Annotated in this window: 15 protein-coding genes; 3 read left to right on the top strand and 12 right to left on the bottom strand. The window is 70.6% G+C overall.

The window, feature by feature from the left end; all coding sequences use genetic code 11:
* Window positions 1–81: 81 nt before the first annotated feature.
* On the top strand, window positions 82–1,566 hold the full coding sequence (locus tag WBG99_RS02195) for a hypothetical protein (protein ID WP_338894648.1): 1,485 nt from the start codon (window positions 82–84) through the stop codon (window positions 1,564–1,566).
* 83 nt (window positions 1,567–1,649) lie between these two features.
* On the opposite strand, the gene WBG99_RS02200 is transcribed toward WBG99_RS02195, so the two are convergent.
* Window positions 1,650–2,300, bottom strand: coding sequence for a hypothetical protein (locus tag WBG99_RS02200; protein ID WP_338894649.1), 651 nt, complete (start codon window positions 2,298–2,300; stop codon window positions 1,650–1,652).
* Between the two features lie 393 nt (window positions 2,301–2,693).
* On the opposite strand from WBG99_RS02200, the gene WBG99_RS02205 reads away from it, so the two are divergent.
* Together WBG99_RS02205 and WBG99_RS02210 are read left to right on the top strand one after the other, a co-directional pair.
* On the top strand, window positions 2,694–3,854 hold the full coding sequence (locus tag WBG99_RS02205; RefSeq protein ID WP_338894650.1) for a beta-propeller fold lactonase family protein: 1,161 nt from the start codon (window positions 2,694–2,696) through the stop codon (window positions 3,852–3,854).
* A gap of 207 nt (window positions 3,855–4,061) precedes the next feature.
* A complete protein-coding gene (locus WBG99_RS02210) occupies window positions 4,062–4,589 on the top strand; it encodes a TerD family protein (RefSeq protein WP_338894651.1) in 528 nt (175 codons plus the stop codon).
* Between the two features lie 293 nt (window positions 4,590–4,882).
* On the opposite strand, the gene WBG99_RS02215 is transcribed toward WBG99_RS02210, so the two are convergent.
* From WBG99_RS02215 to WBG99_RS02265, 11 genes are all read right to left on the bottom strand, one after another.
* Window positions 4,883–6,016: a pectinesterase family protein gene (locus tag WBG99_RS02215; RefSeq protein ID WP_338894652.1), complete on the bottom strand. Its 1,134-nt coding sequence runs from the start codon at window positions 6,014–6,016 to the stop codon at window positions 4,883–4,885.
* A 104-nt stretch (window positions 6,017–6,120) separates the two neighbouring features.
* A complete protein-coding gene (locus WBG99_RS02220; protein ID WP_338894653.1) occupies window positions 6,121–7,428 on the bottom strand; it encodes a pectate lyase in 1,308 nt (435 codons plus the stop codon).
* Between the two features lie 34 nt (window positions 7,429–7,462).
* On the bottom strand, window positions 7,463–8,275 hold the full coding sequence (locus WBG99_RS02225) for a rhamnogalacturonan acetylesterase (protein ID WP_338894654.1): 813 nt from the start codon (window positions 8,273–8,275) through the stop codon (window positions 7,463–7,465).
* A gap of 162 nt (window positions 8,276–8,437) precedes the next feature.
* Window positions 8,438–9,793 carry a sugar ABC transporter substrate-binding protein gene (locus tag WBG99_RS02230; RefSeq protein WP_338894655.1) on the bottom strand — a complete coding sequence of 452 codons (1,356 nt, stop codon included), beginning with the start codon at window positions 9,791–9,793 and terminating at the stop codon, window positions 8,438–8,440.
* 52 nt (window positions 9,794–9,845) lie between these two features.
* The gene (locus WBG99_RS02235) at window positions 9,846–11,801 is read right to left on the bottom strand and encodes a pectinesterase family protein (protein ID WP_338894656.1); all 1,956 of its coding nucleotides are present in this window, start codon (window positions 11,799–11,801) and stop codon (window positions 9,846–9,848) included.
* A 76-nt stretch (window positions 11,802–11,877) separates the two neighbouring features.
* Window positions 11,878–13,398, bottom strand: a complete 1,521-nt coding sequence (locus WBG99_RS02240; protein ID WP_338894657.1) for a family 43 glycosylhydrolase — start codon at window positions 13,396–13,398, stop codon at window positions 11,878–11,880.
* Window positions 13,395–14,240 carry a PmoA family protein gene (locus WBG99_RS02245; RefSeq protein WP_338894658.1) on the bottom strand — a complete coding sequence of 282 codons (846 nt, stop codon included), beginning with the start codon at window positions 14,238–14,240 and terminating at the stop codon, window positions 13,395–13,397. The genes WBG99_RS02240 and WBG99_RS02245 overlap by 4 nt, the downstream gene beginning before the upstream one ends.
* Window positions 14,237–15,394, bottom strand: a complete 1,158-nt coding sequence (locus tag WBG99_RS02250) for a Gfo/Idh/MocA family oxidoreductase (protein ID WP_338894659.1) — start codon at window positions 15,392–15,394, stop codon at window positions 14,237–14,239. Before WBG99_RS02250 ends, WBG99_RS02245 begins: the two co-directional genes overlap by 4 nt.
* Window positions 15,391–16,689: a pectate lyase gene (locus WBG99_RS02255; protein ID WP_338894660.1), complete on the bottom strand. Its 1,299-nt coding sequence runs from the start codon at window positions 16,687–16,689 to the stop codon at window positions 15,391–15,393. The genes WBG99_RS02250 and WBG99_RS02255 overlap by 4 nt, the downstream gene beginning before the upstream one ends.
* Window positions 16,686–17,585, bottom strand: a complete 900-nt coding sequence (locus tag WBG99_RS02260; protein ID WP_338894661.1) for a carbohydrate ABC transporter permease — start codon at window positions 17,583–17,585, stop codon at window positions 16,686–16,688. Before WBG99_RS02260 ends, WBG99_RS02255 begins: the two co-directional genes overlap by 4 nt.
* Window positions 17,582–18,517 carry a sugar ABC transporter permease gene (locus WBG99_RS02265; RefSeq protein ID WP_338894662.1) on the bottom strand — a complete coding sequence of 312 codons (936 nt, stop codon included), beginning with the start codon at window positions 18,515–18,517 and terminating at the stop codon, window positions 17,582–17,584. Before WBG99_RS02265 ends, WBG99_RS02260 begins: the two co-directional genes overlap by 4 nt.
* Window positions 18,518–18,597: the final 80 nt, after the last annotated feature.

Here is an 18,597-nt window from a genome sequence, read left to right on the forward strand (position 1 = left end):
GGGGCCTTCGACACATGACGAAACGCTGACATCCGCGCGCACAGCGGCCTCGACACGGTCCGCGCGGCCTAGCGTTCTCCCGTGACCCGTGATCTTCTCCGAGACCTGTACGCAACCATCGCCGCCGCGCTGCTCGTGACGACCGCCGCGCTGGTCGGCATCGCGATCCAGCGGGAGCACGGCACCCTGCACGTGGGCTGGCCTCCCCTGTACTCCAACTGGGGCCCCCATGTCGGCCCCGGCACCCCGGCGGCGCTCGTCGTCGCGGGCGTCGTCGTGGCGTACGGCCCGCGCGTGGCCGCCCGGCTGCCGTGGCGCGCGCTGCTGGGCGCCGCCTGGGGTACGGCGATGGCGTGGACGTGGTCACTGGCGCTGATCGACGGCTGGCATCGGGGGATCGCGGTCCGGCTCACGACGAAATACGAGTACCTGCGGGTCATCGACCGCTTCCAGGACATCCCCGCGACCCTGCGGGACTTCACCCACCACATCCTGCTCCACTCCCCCGACAACTGGCCCCCGCATGTGGCGGGCCACCCTCCGGCGGCGACGGTCACCTTCGTCCTGCTCGACCGGGTCGGACTCGGCGGCGGGGGCTGGGCCGGAGTCTTCTGCATCACCGTCGGCGCGTCGGCGTGCGTGGCGGTACTGGTCGCCGTGCGGGCGCTCGCGGACGAGGGTCTCGCACGCCGGGCGGCGCCGTTCCTGGTGATGGTGCCGGCCGCGGTGTGGATGGGGACGTCGGCGGACGGGTACTTCGCGGCGGTCACCGCCTGGACCATCGCGTTCCTCGCCCTCGCGGTCACCGGACACCGGCCCCGGCTCACCGGTTTCGCCGCCGGCCTTCTCTTCGGCCTCACCTGCTATCTCTCCTACGGGCTCACCCTCTTCGCCGTGGTCGCGGGCGCCGTCCTGCTGCTCGGCGGCCCGAGACGCATGCGGCCCCTGCCCTACGCCCTCGCCGGAGTCACCGTCGTCCCGCTCGTGTTCACCCTTCTGGGCTTCAACTGGTGGGAGGCATACCACCTCCTGGTCGAGCGCTACTACCAGGGGGCCGGCGGTGTCCGGCCCTACAGCTACTGGGTGTGGGCCAACCTCGCCTGCACGGTCCTGATCGTGGGCCCGGCGACAGTGGCGGGCCTGCGGCGGACCGGCGCCACGCTGCTCGGGACTGCGGCACGGCTCAGGGCGCGTTCTCGCCTCGAAGCTCCCGTACCCGTCCGGACACCCGACCGCCCCGGCACTTCCGTACCCGTCCGGACACCCGACCGCCCCGGCGCTCCCGTGCGGGTCGTCTCCCTCGTGCGCCGGTGCGTCGTGCCCCGGCCGGGTGGGTCCGACGCCTCGCCCGACCTCCGGCTCGCCCTGCTGGTCACCGCCGTGTTCTCCGCTCTGCTCATCGCCGACCTGTCCGGGATGAGCAAAGCGGAGACCGAGCGCATCTGGCTGCCGTTCGCGGTGTGGCTGCCGGCCGCGTGTGCGTTCCTGACCGGGCGCCGCGCCTGGCTCGCCGCGCAGGCTGTGATCGCCCTGCTTCTCAACCACTTGCTGCTGACCGCCTGGTGACCTTGGGGCCGGGGGCGTCGGCGGGGGAAGGCGCGCCGAGTGCGGCGGACGGCGGGGCGACCTGGGTCCGTTCGACGGGCAGGTCACCCTCCGGCCTGCTGACTGCTCGTTCGGCGGCGGGGAAGCACGCCGGGCTCGCCGGTGGGGGCACTCCTCCCGGCCCCCCAGGCGAGCAGCGCGAAGCCCAGGGCGAAGCCGAGCATCGTCCATACGCCGCGTGGCCAGAAGATGTGGCTGTCGACGAAGGCCCAGCCGGCCACGAGCAGCACGATGGTGCCGGGGAGGACGCGGATGCCGTGCCTGGGGAGCAGTGCGACCGCCGTGGCCACGACGGCCGCGATGAGGGCGTAGGCACCGGCCTGCCCGAGCGCCTCCCCCGTGTCGTAGAGCGGGCGCTTGACCGGCCCGAGGGCGGCTGTCTCACCGGCGTGCTCGACCGCGGTTCCGGCCGCGATACCGGCGACCGCGTCCAGACCGGTGTAGAAGGCCGCGTACACGAAGGCACCCGCCCAGGCCACCACGGTGGCGAAGCCCGTGAGGCCGAGTCGGGGCCGGTGCCACAGAGGGACCAGGAGGCCGACCGTGAGCAGCGGAAAGACCGGCAGCAGCGCGATGTGCAGCTGCGTCCAGTCGGAGGCCGTCGATCGGGACAGCCCGTGCGGATGCGCGAGTCCCGCCGCGGCCAGCACGAGGGGGGCGGCGGTGACGAGGGCGATGTTTCGGATGGTCGACACGCCTGCGAGCGTAGGCGCGTGAGGCTGCCCGACACGGCCTCGTAAGGCTTCCGTAAGACCTTTGCCGTCCTGGCCGACGCCCCATGCCAGGTGGTGCCATGCCGTGCCGTGCGGAAGGGGCGACCGCACCACTGACTCCGTTTCCGGCTGTGCGCGCGGTAGTCCCGTCGCTCTGGCGCCGGGGCTCCCTTACGAGAGTCTGACGCGACCCTCGTTTCTCATCCGCACACCGCTCCCTGTGGTCACTCTGGTGTCGTCCAAAGCCGTGGACGACACGGCGCAGACACAGAGGAACGGGACGTGAACATGAACAGCAGCCACAGGGACCGCCGCACGAGCCGAACGGCCGGAACGCACGGTGGCCACCGTGCGCGGTCGAGGACGCGGCGCGTCGTGATCGGCGGCGGGGCCCTCGCCTCCGTGGCGGCGATCACCGTGGCCGTGACCGTGGCTTCGGCCGACCAGTACTCCGGGAGCACGGCCGGGGCCGACCACGCCGTCTTCGTCCAGGGCAACGAACTGAACGGCAACACCATCCATGTGTTCGCGCGGGACGACGACGGCAGGCTGAGCCCCTCGGGGACCTACACGACCGGCGGCAGGGGCGGTGACCAGATCGACGCGCCCACCGACTCGCTCGCCTCCCAGGGCTCACTCGTCTACGACGACGTTTCGGGCATGCTGCTGGCCGTCAACGCGGGCAGCGGCACGGTGACCTCCTTCCGCGTCGAGGGACAGCAGTTGAAGGACCGGCGGGTCGTGGGCTCCGGCGGCGAGTTCCCCGCCAGCATCGCGGTGCGCGGCAGGATCGCCTACGTGATGAACGCGGGCGGCGAGGGCAGCGTCCAGGGCTTCGAGATCACCGGCGAGGGGCTGAAGCCGCTGAAGGGGTCCCACCGTTCCCTGGGGCTGGACAACGAGGACGTACCGCGCTTCGACACCTCGCCCGGCGAGGTCGAGTTCACCCCGGACGGACGCAACCTGGTGGTCACCACCAAGGGCAACAACACCGTCGAGGTCTTCCCGATGAAGCGGAACGGCCTCCCGGCCGTCGACGAACCGGTCGTCAACGAGTCCGCGGGCGGCGTCCCCTTCGCGATCAGCTTCGACAAGACGGGCAAGCGGATGCTGGTCGCGGAGGCCGAGAAGTCCACCGTCACCACCTACAAGGTGAAGCGCAGCGGTGAGCTGAAGGTCCTTCAGGAGCCGCTCCCCAACGGACAGGAGACCCTGTGCTGGCTGGAGCGCGCGGGCAACTACTTCTACGGCGGCAACACCGGCAACTCCACGGTCTCCGGGTACGTCATGGACGAGCACGGCAAGCTCTCCCTGACCAACGACGTGGGTATCGCCGCCCCGCCCTCCGCCGACTCGCAGGGTGTGATCGACCTCGCCGTGACGGAGGACGAGAAGTTCGTGTACGTCCAGAACGCCGTCTCCGGAACCGTCGACGGCTTCCGCGTCGAATCCGACGGCGCCCTCACCAAGGTCACGACAGCCGAGGGCCTGCCCGCCTTCGACGAGTCCGGGATGGAGGGCATCGCCGCCGTCTGACACGGACACGACCGTCGCGGAAAGCCCCTTGAAACACTGAGGACTTCCGCGACGGTCTCGCGGACGGAGGGGTCATACGCGCCCCCGCAGGCAAGCCGCAGGCCGCTGTGCGCCTCAGCCCCCTCCCTGCGTCCACCGGGCCGGAGTCATACTTGACCATGCGGGGACCATCCCGTGATGGCTCGACGCGGGAGAGGCAGCAATCCGGTGAGCAGCGACAGCCAGAGCGTGGGGAAGGCCGAGGTGCGGCTCAAGTGGGACCCGAGTCCCTGGGACCAGCCACCTCACCATCTCGACATCATCACCGCGACCTACTCGGCGGACGCCCCCTACGGGCGGCCGGTGTACATCGTCCACTACGACAGCCGCTCACCGGACGGCACCATCAACATGAGCCGGCACAGCCAGACCGGCCAGGGCTTCGGCTACGTCGAGGCGATGACCGTGGAGCTCGACCGCCTCGCGTCCTCCTTCGCACGGGTGGTCGTGGGCGTGGCGATCCATCAGGACACCGGTCCCAAGACCTTCGGTGACGTCTCGAACGTCGGAGTGCTCGTCGTCGCGGGGTACAAGGAACTGCTCAAGGACGACTTCGCACAGGTCGCCGGATCCACCGCCGCCACCGTCGCGGAGTTCACCCGGGATTCCTCCGGGGCGTGGGAGTACCACGAGTCGGTCAGAGGGTTCGACAGCGACCCCGCGCTCTTCATGGCGGAGATGGGCGACACCCCGTAACCCCGCGGTCGCCGCCGCGCGGACTCCCGACGGCGACCGCGTGCCCGGGCCTTCGGCCCACGGTGGCGCGATGGTCGTGCTGCCCTTGGTCAGGAACGTCGCCGTCGGCTGTTCACGACCTCGCGGTACGTCCCGGATGCACGACGACCGTCCAGCCCGGCCCGTCGACGGCGTCCCCGGCGGCCCGGACCGGGCCGCCGGGGCGGAGGTGCAGGGCGCGGTGGCGCGGCGGAGGCGGGCCGGGGCCGGCGGCGGTCAGGCCGCCGGTGAGCAGGAGCGTGCGTCGGCGCGTCTCAGCACGCCTTCGGTGGCCGCCAGTCGCCGAGCCAGGTGGCACGGGTCGCCGACTCGGCCTGCTCGTCGGTGAGCTGGGGCCGGTTCTCCGGGACGGTGACGACGGCGCCCGGGCCGGTGTTGCCGTACTCGGCGAAGCGCTGGTCCTGCCAGGGGTGTGCGTCCCGCATGTTGGCGTAGGGCGCGACCGCGTCGATGCCCGGGCCCAGCCAGGTGTCGCGCACCGTGAGCATCGGGCGGACGGTGGTGCTGGAGCTTGGCACCCAGGGGCGGGCCAGCTTGTAGTAGCCGTCCGGGGCCTGGCTGCTGACGTGACCGCGCGTCACGAGGTAGCCGTGCGGGTTGGCGCGCTCCGTGGAGGGGGCGAAGACGAAGCCGTACGGGGCCTTGGACAGGTCGGTGCGGTTCAGGGTGCGGAAGTGGCAGTGCTCGAAGACGGCCGAGGCCCGGCCGAAGACGAAGTCGACGTCGCCCTCGACGTAACAGTGTGAGAAGAACTGGCGGGCGAAGAGGCTCGCCGCGTTGGAGTCGGCGTACAGGGTGTCCTGGTGGCCGAGGAAGCGGCAGTGGTGGAAGGCCGAGCGGTCACCCTGCACCTTGATGGCGACGGCCTGGGTGCCGCTGATCTCGGGGTGCTCCTCGCGCAGGAAGTCGTTGGCGAAGGTGATCCGGTGGGCGGTGAAGGCGTCGGCCCGGACGGTGGTGGTGGCCGATCCGGTGGTGCCGTAGGTACCCGAGCCGTCCGGCTTCGGGGTGCCGGCCGCGTTGTCGTAGACGATGACGACGTCACGCGGACCGTCCCCGGCGCCGAGCCAGGTCATCTCCGTGCGGGAGCGGTCGACGGAGACCGTCTCCCGGTAGGTGCCCGGTGCGATGACCAGGGTCCAGCCGCTGCCTCCGGCAGCGGTCACGGCGGCCTGGACGGAGGTGAAGTCGCCCCGGCCGGACCGGTCGACGTACAGGGTGTGCGCGTTCAGGCGCGCGGACGGGGAGCCGTAGCGGCCGAACGGGCGGGATGCCGCGGCGGCTCGCGCGTGGCCCTGCGCGAGGCCGAGTGCGGCGCCGGCACCGGCGGTCGCCAGCAGGAAACCCCTTCTGGACAGGGGGAGTCGGAGGCGGCGGGTTGAGGCCATGTGGGTGTTCCTTCGCAGGGGGGTCGTTCCGGGGACGTCGGGTTCTTCCTCGCCGGGGGGCGGGGCCGGGGCGGCGGGTGCGCCCCGGCCCGGGGGCGCTCAGGTCAGCACAGGCGGCCGGCGCCCGCGCGGTGGTCGACGAGCCACGGGATCGCCCGCGGCGGGTGGACCTGTGTGCGCAGGGTCGGCGTCCAGCCGGCGCCGGACTGCAGGGTCTCCTCGGGGATCTCCGCGTTGTGCACGGCGATCAGGTCGGTGAGCCTGCCGTTGACGTAGTTGTTCTCGGCGGTCAGCGGCGCCTCCTTCCACTTCTTCAGGATCTTGGCCGCGCTGACCCCCTTCGCCAGCGAGAAGGCGTTGTCCGTGGCGTGCAGCCGCGACTCGATGCCGATGCCGAAGACGTAGCCGAACGGCTGGTCCTTGGTCACCACGAAGTGGTTGTTGTACGAGTCGACCTGCCCGAACCGCACGCGCGGGGCCCGCTCGACGATGCCCTCGAAGCGGTTGTGGTGCAGGGTGACCTTGAGCTTGCCGGCGTCGTCCGCGGCGGCGCTGTCGCTGTTGCCGATCAGCATGGTCTTGTCGTGGTTCTTGAAGGAGTTCCAGGACACGGTGACGTGGTTGGCGCCGCGCACGATGTCGAGCAGGCCGTCGTGCTGCTGGTAGACCTTGCCGAAGTACTTCGGCAAGGAGCTGTCGGGGTAGCGGCCGTCGGTGAGGGTGTTGTGGTCGACCCACACATGGGTGGAGCCGTAGACGACGACGCCGTCGTACTCGGAGTTCCAGGCGCCGGTCTTGTTGTCGTCGGTCGGGTCCCACTGCGGGAAGCAGTCGATCGGGGCCTCTATGGTGAGATTGCGCAGGATGACGTTGTCCACGCCCTTGATCTGCAGGCTGCCGCCGAGGATCCCGGAGTTCTCCCCGACGCCCACGATGGTGGTGTTGGAGGGGACGCTCACCCGGATGGCCTTGCCCTGGTTGTCCGCGGACGCGTCCCGCAGGTCCTCCTGCTCCCCGCTGACCGGGGTGTCGTTGCCCCAGACGGCGGGGTCGTAGTCGGCGAGGTACTGCTGGAAGTCGTACCCCTCGGCCTCGAAGGCCTCGCAGCCCCGGGCCACGGCGTCGATCATCCCCTTGACCTTGATGATCTTCGGGGCGTCACCGCCGGCCTTCAGGGCGGCCTTGAACTCCTCCCAGGTGGTGACGGTGTGGACGTGCGCGGCGTCGGCGGCCGAGCCGCCCGTCGTGCCCGTCCCCTGTGAGGCCCAGCCGTCCTTCGCGGCGAGCACCTCACGGCCGAGGTCCCGGCCGCCCGCCTGCGCGGTGGTGCCGGTCAGGGACAGCACCAGGGCGGTGCATCCGACGAGCGCGGCGGCTCTTACTGTGGCATGCCCATGCCAGTGTGCGTTCATGGTGCGGCTCTCCTCAATACAGGACGGGGATGGGTCAGGCGGTGGGCTGGGGCCAGGTGATCCAGGACTCCGGGATGTCGTCGTCCAGCCGGCGCACGTCCCGCGGCGCCAGTACCCGGGTGCGCAGCAGTTCCCGCACCGCCAGCCGCGCCACGGCGATCGCGCCGGGCGGGTTGAAGTGCGTGTTGTCCTGCTCGGTCTCGGTCCAGTTGAAGTACTTCTTCGTCTCCTCGACCCCGAGCTCCTGCCACAGCGCGATCGACAGGGCCTGGATGTCGAGCAGTGCCACGCCCTCCGCCTCGGCAAGGGCCCGCATCGCCGCCGGGTACTGGCCGTGGGTCGACCGGGCGTTGCCGTTCGCGTCGAACCTGCGGCGCTCCACGGACGTGGCCAGCACGGGGCGCGCGCCACGTGCACGGGCGCCGGCGATGTACAGCCGCAGGTGGTCCTGGTACGTCGTCCAGGGCTCGGTGTAGCGGGTGGGGTCGTCGGACTTGGCGTCGTTGTGGCCGAACTGGATCAGCAGCAGGTCGCCGGGCCGGATGGCCGCGAGGATGGCGTCGAGGCGGCCCTCGTCGACGAAGCTCTTCGAACTGCGGCCGTTCACGGCGTGGTTGGAGACCTTCAGGGGCTCGTGGAGGAAGAACGGCAGTGCCATGCCCCACCCGGTCTCGGGGGCGGCGTCGGCGTACTTCTGGGCAGCGGTGGAGTCACCGGCGATGTAGAGGGTGCGGGTGCGGCGGGGGCCGCCGTAGGAGGAGGCGGTGGCGTGCGCGGGGGAAGCGGCGGCGACGGGGATGGCGGCGATGAGCGCCGCGGCGGCGACCTGTCTGCGGGTGAGGGACATGGGGGCGGCCTTTCAGGGCGGTGTTTCGGGGTCTTTCGGCAGTGCCTCTTACTTCGGGTGCGGGGGGTTGAGGGGGTGAGGGGTGGGCCGGCGGCGGGGCGCGATCGGTGTCCGCCGCCGGCCCTGTCCGGTGGGGCGTGGGGGGGAATCAGCGGGCCGGGGTCAGCCCTTCTGCTCGTTCCATTCCTTCTGGGCCTCGTTGAGCTGCTCGGCCATCTTGTCCAGGAAGTCCCTGGCACTCATGTCGCCGAGCAGGACCTTCTGGAAGCTGGGCTCGTTGTCGGCCTTGGAGATGGTGTTCCAGTCCGGCAGGTAGTACGGCAGCTGGACGATGGTGGTGGAGCCGTCGTTGAGGGCCTCGGCGGCGAGCTTGGTCGGCTCGGCCTCGGAGATCCAGGCGTCCTTGGCGGCTTCCGTGTGGGACGGGATGGCGCCGGCCGACTCGTTCCACTTGGAGTTGGACTCGTGCGAGGCGGCGAACTCGATGAACTTCCAGGCGGCCTCCTTGTTCTTGGAACTCTTGAACAGGCCGAGACCGTCGACGGGGTTGGAGACCTGCACGCGCTTGCCGCCGGGGCCGGTGGGCTGCGGGATGCCGCGGAACTTGTCGGTGCCGAGCGCCTTCACGTGGTCCTGGTAGGAGCCCAGGTTGTGGTTCAGCATTCCGATCGTGCCGGAGTCCCACTGGGCGACCATCTTGGTGAAGTCGTTGTTGAGGTCGGCGGCCGGCGTGTACTTCTTGTACAGGTCGGCGTACTTCTCCAGCGCTTCGACGTTCTTCGGGTCGTTGAGGGTGGTCTTCTCGCCGCCGGCGTCCCAGAAGGACGTGATGCCGGACTGCCCGTACATCGCGTCCAGCGCCTGCGCGATGGAGCCCGCGCCGCCGCGGATGGTGTAACCGAACTCGTTCTTCTTGACGGCGGTGAGCTTCTCGGCGGCCTCGTAGAACGCGTCCCAGGTGGTGGGCGCGTCCAGGCCCGCCTTGTCGAACAGGTCGGTGCGGTAGTAGAGGGTGCCGTTGTTCGCGGAGGTCGGGATCGTGAACATGGTGTCGTCGGATCCGCCGGCCACCTTGACCGACTCGACCATGGCCTCGTTGAGCTTGCCGTCGAGGGAGGACTCGGCCAGGCGGTCTTCCAGCGGCTCCAGCGCGTCCTGCGCCGCGATGCCCGCGAGCATGGCCGCGCCGACGCCGCCGACGTCGGGCAGGCCGCCGCCCTGGATGGCGGTGTCGTATTTCGACTGCACCTCGGTGGAGGGGATCCCGACGTAGTCGACCTCGATGTCCGGGTTCGCCTTCTCGAAGTCGGCGATGATCTCCTTCCAGATGTCGGTGCGGACACCGCCGTTGTTGTCCCAGAAGACGATCTTCCCGGTGCCGCTGCCCTCGGCTCCGTCACCCCCACCGCTGCCGTCGTCGCCGCAGGCGGTGGCGGTCAGGGCGAGCACGGCCCCCAGGGCGACGGCAGCCGACGTCCGGCGCCTTCCTGTGCTGGTGCTGCGATTGCTGATCTTCATTGGTCGGCTCTCTTCTTTCTGGATCCAACGGAGATGTGCGGGTGTGGGGGTGTCAGTGCCGGTCGTACGGCGCCCAGCCGTCCGACCCGTTCAGGTAGCGGGCGACGGTGTACGACCGTGCCTCGGCGTCACTGAGCTGCGGCCGGTCCGCCGTCACGGCCGCGCCGGGCCCGTAGTTGCCGTACTCGGCGAACCGCGCGTCCCGCCAGGAGAAGCCGCTCATGTCGGTCCACGGCGAGGCCTTGATCGCGGCGGGCAGCTTCGTGTCCCGGATCAGCACCTGGGCGATGGCGTCCGGCTGGCCGCCCGGGTGCCAGGGCCGCCCCAGGTGGAACGATCCGGCGGGTGCGTCGCTGAGGATCTCCGACCGGGTGATCAGGAACCCGTACGGGTTGTCCTTCCAGGTCGAGGCGGCGGTGATGTAGCCGTTGTTCGTCGCCGATCCCCGGCTCAGCGCCCGTATCACCGACCGCTCGATGACGGTGGTGGCCCGCCCGTAGACGAAGTCGACGTCGCCCTCGATGTACGAGTCGCGGACGTAGACCCGGCTGACGGTGGTCAGCCTGGGGCTGTCGGTCATCAGGGTGTCCTGGTTACCCAGGAACGCGGTGTCCTCGAAGACGATCCGGTCGCCGGTCGTCTTCATCGCCAGCGCCTGCTCGCCCTTCAACTCGTGCGCGGCCTCGTCGAAGTCGTTGCTGAAGGTGAGGTTGCGTGCGGTGACGTCGCTCGCGGCGATCCGGACGGTCGCGCTCCCGGTGGAGCCGCCGTACTCGGCGGGTGTGTCGTAGACGATGACGGTGTCCGAGCGGTCCTGTCCAGTCCCCCGCAGCACGATCTTCGGCTTGTCCGCGGGAACGAGCACCTTCTCGCGGTACGTGCCGGGCGCGACCGCGATGGTCACGGGCACGTCGTTGCCGGACGGCACGGCGTCCACGGCCGACTGCACGGTCGGGTACGCCGCGGGGACGTGCAGCGTCACCGCGTCGCCGATCCGCTTCTGCGGGCCGGAGAAGCGCTTGACCAGCGCGGGGACGGCTGCGGCCGGGTCGAGGCGGTAGTCGTAGAACGCCCGTGGGTCGAAGGCGTCACCCCGGGTGTCGTGCCGCCCCGTGGTGTTCCTCAGGATCGAGCCGCGCTGCACCAGCTCGGCCGTGGCATCGGCCTGGTGGGGGTGCTGAACGCCGTCGTAGTAGCTGTTCTCGATGACCATCTCGGTCCTGCCGCGCGCCCAGCTGCCGTAGGTCCACTGCGGGTCGCCGTCGGCCACCTGACGGGAGAAGTAGTTGTTGTACAGGTGCGCGTAGGCACAGTTGTCGGCGGACGGATTGCGCTGTTTCGTCCCCGTGAACCAGTTGTGGTCGATGGTGATCTGCGTCTTGGCGTTGTCCGTCCAGCCGATGCCGAAGGCCTTGTTGTGGTCGGCGAACCGGTTGTAGGAGACGGTGATGTACTCGCTGTCCTTGCGCACGTCGAGCAGGCCGTCGCCCATGCGCGTGAAGCGGTTGTGATCGATCCAGACGTGGTGGACGGAGTCCATCTGGATGGCGTCGAAGTCGGTGGTCTTGCCGTCCCAGTCGCCCTTGACGTAGGAGTCCCGGATCGTCAGGTTGCGGATGATGACGTTGTGGGTGCCGGGTTTGAGGTGCAGCTCGCCGTGGACGATCTCGCCGGTGTCGCCCACGCCGATGACGGTCTTGTCGGACGCCACCACGATGTCCGAGCCGAAGGGTTCGACGGCGATCGAGCCCTTGACGCGGATGACGTACGGTTCCTCGGCCGCCGCGTACCGGGCCAGCGAGGCCTGGTCGGTGACCGTGACGACCTTGCCGCCCGCCCCTCCGGTGGTGCCGCCGTCGAGGGAGGCGAAGCCGTGCGGCCGGTCGGTGAAGCGGTCGGCGGTCGTGGTGGCCGGCGTGGTCCGCGCCGTGTCCGCGGTGGGGGCGGCCTTCGCCTCCCCCACCGCCCCCAGGGCCAGGGCGGCGACCAGGCCGAACACGGCGGCCATGGTTCTGCCGGATCCTGGCAAGCGCTTGCTTCGGAGGTGCGTCATTGCGGCTCCCAACAGGCGGGGTGGTGACGGGTTACAGGGGTCTGATCCGGAACTGCGTGAAGGTGGCCGCGCCGGCGTGTCCGGGGCCGGCGGGCGCGAGGGCGAACAGGCCGAGCAGGGCGCCGACCCAGCGCCACGGGGTGGCGGCGAAGACCTGACCGGAGGGACGTAATCCGTCCCCGACGTCGCAGGAGAAGCGACAGCGGGCACCGACGCCGATCTCGATGCGCAGCCGGGCCCGGCCCTCGGGCGCCTCCCGGGGGTGCGCGGCGTCCCGTTCCCGCTCGGCGACCGCCTCGGCGAACCGGTGCACCAGACGCACGGTCCCGTCCGCGCCCCGCTGGAGCCCGATCCAGCCGAACGCGTCCCCGAGGACCGCGAGTCCGGCGCGCGCGCCCGGCTCCTCGCTGTGGAGACACAGGTCCACCTCGACCACGCAGGGCGTGCCGGGCAGCCGCTGGGTGAGGACGTGCGGCAGTGTGCGCAGGTCGTGCGCGTCGGCCGAGCGGACACAGATGAGCCGGAGCCCGTCGCCGGAGTGCTGGGTGGCCCGGCCGTCCTTCGGGTTGGCCGTCCACTGCCACTGACGGCCGTAGCGGCCCCCGGGGAAGTCGTCGTCGGTGGCGGGCGCGGCGGGCGGCTGCGGCGGCAGGTCGGGCCGCCGGTGTACCGCGACGGGGGCGCCGTCGTCGCCCAGCACCGGCCAGCCGTCCGGGCCCCAGCGCATCGGCTGGAGGTGGACGACCCTGCCGTAGGCGCCGCGCTGCTGGAAGTGCAGGAACCAGTCCTCGCCGGACGGGGTGCGCACCCAGCCGCCCTGGTGCGGCCCGTTGACGTCGGTGTCATTCTGCTCCAGGACGATTCTCTCCTCGTACGGCCCGAAGAAGCCGCGCGAGCGGAAGGCACCCTGCCAGCCGGTCTCCACTCCCCCGGCGGGCGCCAGGATCCAGAACCAGCCGTCGTGCTGGTAGAGCTTGGGCCCTTCGAGGGTGAACCAGCCGGGTATGCGGTCGCCGTCGACGATCACCTTGCCCCCGTCGAGGAGTTCGGTGCCGTCGGGGTGCATCCGGTGGCCGGTGAGGCGGTTCTTTATGCCGGAGCGCGACTTGGCCCAGGCGTGCACGAGGTACGCCTCGCCGGTCTCGTCGTCCCACAGGGGGCAGGGGTCGATCAGGCCCTTGCCCTCCTTGATGAGGTGCGGGCGGGTCCAGGGTCCCCGGATCTCAGGGGCGTTGACCTGGAAGACGCCCTGGTCGGGGTCGCCCCAGAAGATCCAGAAGCGGTCGTCGTGATACCTCAGTGAGGGGGCCCAGACGCCGCAGTCGTGGCGGGGTTTCGCGAACTCCTTCGCCGGTTCCAGGTGTTGCAGGGCATGCCCGACCAGGGTCCAGTTGACCAGGTCGCGGGAGTGCAGCAGCGGCAGGCCGGGTGCGCGGCCGAAACTGGAGGCGGTCAGGTAGAAGTCGTCGCCGACGCGGACGACGTCCGGGTCGGACCAGTCGGCGTCGAGGATCGGGTTGCGGTACGTGACGTCGGTCTGCTCGGCGCTCACGGGCTCACCGCCTTCCGGGCGAGGGACGCGGCCTCGTCCCGGCCGAGGCGGCCGTCGGCCACGACGGTGACGATCCTGCGGACGACGGTCTCACCGGGCGCGATCGGCAGCCGCTCGTCGTACGCGAGGGACGGCCCCACGCCCGGGTATTCGGCGGTGCGGACGAACCACGGGTCCCGGCGGGTCCGCTCCGTGGCCCCGGCGAAGACCAGCGTCCAGGTGGAGCCGGCCAGGGCGAGCCAGTCGGCGCGCCTGCCGTGGACCTCGGCCTCGCCCTCGGTGTCGGCGGTGAAGACGTCCGGGGCCTCGGATTCCTTGCGGGCCCGCCAGAAGAAGCCGCCGTAGGCCGCGCCCGGGCGACCGTTGGTGGCGGGGCTGCCCATGGACAGCGGGCCCGGGGTGACGTTGGCGAGGGAGAAGGTGAGATCCAACGCCCAGGCGGAGTCGGTGAGTTCGGTGGCCGCGACCGTGCGGCGTTCACGCAGCAGCTCGCCTCCCGCGGCCACCCAGCGCAGCTCCTCCACGAAGCCGTCGGGGTCGCGCAGCTGGAAGGTGGTGTGCCGCTGGGAGCCGTGGTTGTCCAGCTCGGTCGGGCCCTGGTCGCGGACGAAGGTGCGCCCGCCCCAGAAGTTGTACCCCTCGACGTCGGGAACGGCGACACCGACGCCGAGGTGGTGTGCGTGGTCGGCCGGGCTGAGCTCGGTCACGGCCGTGCCGGCCAGGGTGGTGACAGGGTGCAGGTACGGGCGCGGGGAGAGCCGGGCCGGCAGCTCGGGTCGGGTGACGTACCGGCCCACCGGTCGGCCCGCGACGCGCAGAACCGCGGTGTCGTTGCTGGTCATCGGCTACTCACCTCCTTCTGGCGCGTGGTCGGCAGCGCCCAGGGGGCGCCCAGCTCGGAGTACAGGGAGAGAGTGTCGGCGGTGGCCGCGACCAGTTGGTCGATGCCGGGCACGACCCTGCGGTCCTCGCCGGGGATCCGGTGCCAGGCGGTGTCGGGCAGCGGGGCCGGGTCGGGGGCCTGCCGGATCGCCTCGACGACCTTCATGAAGGCGCCCGTCTCGTCCGGGGTGACCAGCAGGTCGGCGCCGGTGGTGAGGTGCGCGACGAGGTTCTCCAGCAGGTCGGTGCGGCCGTGCTCGAACTCCTCCGGGCCGTGGTCGGCGCGCTGGAGCAGGAGGCGGTCCTGCTTGTACCAGAAGGTGATCCGGCCGCTGCTGCCGTGCACCAGGACGTACGGCTCGTCGGCCCGCTCGGCGCACAGGGTCGCGGCGACCGTGACCGGGTGGCCCTGGGCTGTGGTGATCCGGACGCAGGAGGTGTCGTCGGACTCGATGTCGTTGGCCCGCAGCAGCTCGGTCTCGATGCCGGTGACATCTTCGGCGCGTGTGTTGCCGCCGAGCGCGAGGGCGGTGGCGACGGCGTGCGCGAGGGGGTTGGTCAGCGCCCCGTCGACGACGTCGGCGCCGTTCAACCGCCGCCTGCCCGCCCACGGCGCACGGCGGAAGTATGCCTCGTCGCGTACCCAGGCCCCGGCCCCGCCGAGCCCGACGAGCTGGCCGATCGCTCCCCGGGCGACCAGCTCGCGGATCGCGGGCAGGGCGTGCGAGCCCAGCGACTGGAACCCGATCTGGCAGGCGACACCGGCCTCGGCGACCCCGTCGGCCATGCGGCGGTACTCGGCGTACGAGGGGGCGGGCGGCTTCTCCAGCAGGATGTGCACGCCCCGTTCGGCCGCCGTGAGCGCCAGGTCGGTGTGGGTCGGGATCGGTGTGCAGATCACGGCGATCCGGGCTCCGGTGGACCGGAGCAGGGCGCCGAAGTCGGCGGACTGCTCGGGGAGTCGGCCGACGAACTCCTCCTCGGTCAGTGGGGTCAGCTCGCAGACGCCGGCCAGCCGTACCAGGCCCTTGCGCTGCAGGCGGCGGATGTTCTCGACGTGCCAGCGGCCGTGGCCGCGGGCGCCGGCGAGGACGACGGGCAGGGGTGCGCTCATGGGATCCTCCCCGCTCCCGCGCCGCGGGCCACCGCTCGGTCGGCCGCCTCGGCGCTGTCGATCACTGTGTGCAGGGTCGGCGTCCAGCCGACATCGGCGGTCAGGTCGCGTTCGCTGCCCGAGTTGTAGGCGTTGTGGATGGCGAGCAGATCGACCGGATAGCCGTTGAAGAGAGTGCCGCTCTGATGCAGGGCGCTGCCGTTCCAGCTCTTGACCAGGTCGGCGGCCTCGACGTGGCCGGGCGTGGTGAAGGCGTTGTTCTCGGCGTAGAGGGCGGACTCGGTGCCCACGCCGAGGGAGTAGCGGTAGGGCGCGCCGTCGGGGACGACGTACCGGTTGTTGTAGAGGTGCACCTGGCCGAAGCGGACCCGCGGCGCGCGTTGTACGACCGACCTGAACTCGTTGTGGTGCAGGGTGACGCGGAGCTTGCCGCGGTCGCCGGTGGCCGAGTCGCTGTTGCCGATGAGCATCGCCTTGTCGTGGCCCTCGAACCGGCTCCAGGAGACGGTGACGAGGTCGGAGGCGTTGGTGATGTCCAGCAGGCCGTCGTGGCGCAGGTAGTTCCGGGCGAAGTAGGTGGGCTCCGCCGCGTCGGGGTGGCCCTTGTCGGACAGGGTGACGTGGTCGATCCAGACGTGCGTGGCGCCACGCAGCCAGATGTTGTCGTAGGCCGTCTTCCAGTCGCCGAGGCCGCCGGTGTTGGGCTGCCAGGCGGGGAAGCAGTCGTAGGCGTCGCGCAGGTCGAGGTTGCGGACGATGACGTTGTCCGCGCCCTTGAGCTGGAGGCTGGCGCCCTTGACGACCGCCGGGTTCCTGGGGCCGCCGAGCCCGACGATGGTGGTGTTGGAGCCGACGGTCAGCTCGATGCGTTCGGCCTGCCGGGCCGCCGACGCCCGGCGGGCCTCCTCCTGCGTGCCGCTGGGCTTGGCCGAGCCCCAGGTGCGGGGGTCGTAGGCGGCCAGGTACTTCTTCGGGCTGTAGCCGTCGGTGGCGTAGTCGGCGCAGCCCAGGCGGTCGCCGTCGTCGTCGGTGTTGGCGTCGATGGTCCCGGCGACCTTGATGATCTTCGGGGTGTCGCTGCCTCCGTCCAGGGCACGGACCAGCTCGGCGCGGTCGGTGACCGTGTACACGTGGTCGTCGTCGGCCGCGGCGCCGCCGGTGGTGCCGGTGCCGTGCGCTGCCCAGCCGTCGTTGGCGGGCAGGGTGTCGCGGCTGATGTCACGGGCCTCGGCGTGCGCGGGTACGCAGAGCAGCCCCAGCAGGACGCCGGCCACGGCGAGGTGACGTGCTCTCATCCCTTCACCGCTCCCGCGCTGAACCCGGTGATCAGCCACTTCTGGATGAAGGCGAACACGATCACCACGGGCACGGCCGCGATGATGCCGCCGGCGGCGAGGGCGCCGAGGTCGACGCTGTCCGCGCCCATCAGGGTGTTGAGGCCGACCGGGATGGTCTGCTTGTCCTGGTTGTTGAGGAACATCAGGGCGAACAGGAAGTGGTTCCAGGAGTGCACGAAGGCGAAGGAGCCGACGGCGATCAGACCGGGCCGCAGCAGCGGCAGGACGACGATCCGGAAGGCCTTGAACCGGTTGCAGCCGTCGACCCAGGCGGCCTCCTCCAGGGAGTACGGCACGTTCTTGATGAAGTTGCTGATCAGGATCATCGACAGCGGCAGCTGGAAGACCGTCTCGGCGATGATGACGCTGCCGAGCGAGTTGATCATCTGCAGCTCGGCGAAGATCTCGAACAGCGGGACCAGCAGCAGCGCACCGGGCACGAACTGGGAGCACAGCAGGGCCAGCATGAAGAGCTGCTTGATCTTGAAGTTGAACCGGGCGAGGGCGTAGCCGCCGGCCAGCGCGACCAGGGTCGTCATGACCAGCGTGGCGATGCCGACGAGCACGCTGTTCTGGAAGTAGACGCCGAAGCTGCGCTCCGTCCACACCTTCTCGAAGTGGTCGAAGGTCATCGGCCAGGGCACCAGCGAGGTGGAGCCTGCCGGACGCAGCGAGAACAGCAGGATCCAGTAGAACGGGATCAGAGTGAAGACGAGGTAGATGCCCAGGGGCAGGTAGATCTGCCAGCGGGGTGCCTCGTCCCAGGCTCGGTGGGGTTTGCGCACCGGCCGCGGCGGTTCGGGGGCCGCGGGTGCGGGGGCGGGCGCGGCCTTGGTGGCCACCTTGGTGCTCACTTGTTCTCGCCTCCGAACTTGCTCACCCGCAGATAGATGATCGAGCAGAAGAGCAGGATCACGAACGCGACCGTGGTCAGGGCCGACGCGTAGCCGAAGTTGTGGGACTCGACGCTGGTGTGGGCGACGTACAGCGGCAGCGTCGTGGTGACACCCGCGGGTCCGCCGCCGGTCAGGGTGTAGAGCAGGTCGACGTTGTTGAACTCCCACACCGCGCGCAGCAGCGTGGACAGGATGATGGCGTCCTTCAGATGCGGCAGGGTGATGTGCCAGAACTGCTTGAGCCGGCTGGCCCCGTCGACCTCGGCGGCCTCGTAGAGGTCCTTCGAGACGGACTGGAGGTCGGCGAGGATGAGGATCGCGAAGAAGGGCACGCCGCGCCACAGGTCGGCGACGATCGCCGCCGGGAACACGGTCGAGGTGTCCGACAGCCAGCTGGTGCCGTAGGAGCCGATGCCCATGTCCGCGAGGTAACGGGTGATGCCGGTCTGGGAGTTGTAGAGCAGCACCCAGATGGCGGAGGTCAGCACGCCGGAGACGGCCCACGGGGAGAAGACCATGGCGCGTCCCAGGCCCCGGCCGACGAAGGTCTGGTTGACGATGAGGGCCAGCGCCAGGCCGAACATCAGTTGCAGGCCGACTTCGACGAAGACCCACTTGGCGCTGAAGACGAGGCTGTCCCAGAACAGCGGGTCGTCGGTGAAGATGCGGACGAAGTTGTCGAAGCCCGCGTAGCCGTTCCGCCACGGCTTGGTGGGGTTGTAGTTCTGCAGGCTGTAGTAGAAGACGCTGATGACCGGGTAGGCGATGAAGCCCAGCATGAGCAGGGCGGCCGGCGCGATCAGCAGGTACGGGAGCCTGCGCGGCGTGGCGGAGGCACGGCGTCGCCGGGGTGGCGCGGGCGGTTTCGCCACGGCTGCGGCTTGGGCCATGACTGTTCTCCGTTTCTCGGTACGTCGTGCGGGGCTGTGCGTGTGTGGTGCGGGCGTCTTGCGTTCTTGTCGGGGTGAAG

Source organism: Streptomyces sp. TG1A-60, from assembly GCF_037201975.1.
Taxonomy (GTDB): domain Bacteria; phylum Actinomycetota; class Actinomycetes; order Streptomycetales; family Streptomycetaceae; genus Streptomyces.

Bases quoted from the DNA above. Each gene is read 5' to 3' on its own strand.
- WBG99_RS02215 (WP_338894652.1), bottom strand. From the start codon at position 6,016: ATGGCCTCAACCCGCCGCCTCCGACTCCCCCTGTCCAGAAGGGGTTTC.
- WBG99_RS02220 (WP_338894653.1), bottom strand. From the start codon at position 7,428: ATGAACGCACACTGGCATGGGCATGCCACAGTAAGAGCCGCCGCGCTC.
- WBG99_RS02225 (WP_338894654.1), bottom strand. From the start codon at position 8,275: ATGTCCCTCACCCGCAGACAGGTCGCCGCCGCGGCGCTCATCGCCGCC.
- WBG99_RS02230 (WP_338894655.1), bottom strand. From the start codon at position 9,793: ATGAAGATCAGCAATCGCAGCACCAGCACAGGAAGGCGCCGGACGTCG.
- WBG99_RS02235 (WP_338894656.1), bottom strand. From the start codon at position 11,801: ATGGCCGCCGTGTTCGGCCTGGTCGCCGCCCTGGCCCTGGGGGCGGTG.
- WBG99_RS02245 (WP_338894658.1), bottom strand. From the start codon at position 14,240: ATGACCAGCAACGACACCGCGGTTCTGCGCGTCGCGGGCCGACCGGTG.
- WBG99_RS02250 (WP_338894659.1), bottom strand. From the start codon at position 15,394: ATGAGCGCACCCCTGCCCGTCGTCCTCGCCGGCGCCCGCGGCCACGGC.
- WBG99_RS02255 (WP_338894660.1), bottom strand. From the start codon at position 16,689: ATGAGAGCACGTCACCTCGCCGTGGCCGGCGTCCTGCTGGGGCTGCTC.
- WBG99_RS02265 (WP_338894662.1), bottom strand. From the start codon at position 18,517: ATGGCCCAAGCCGCAGCCGTGGCGAAACCGCCCGCGCCACCCCGGCGA.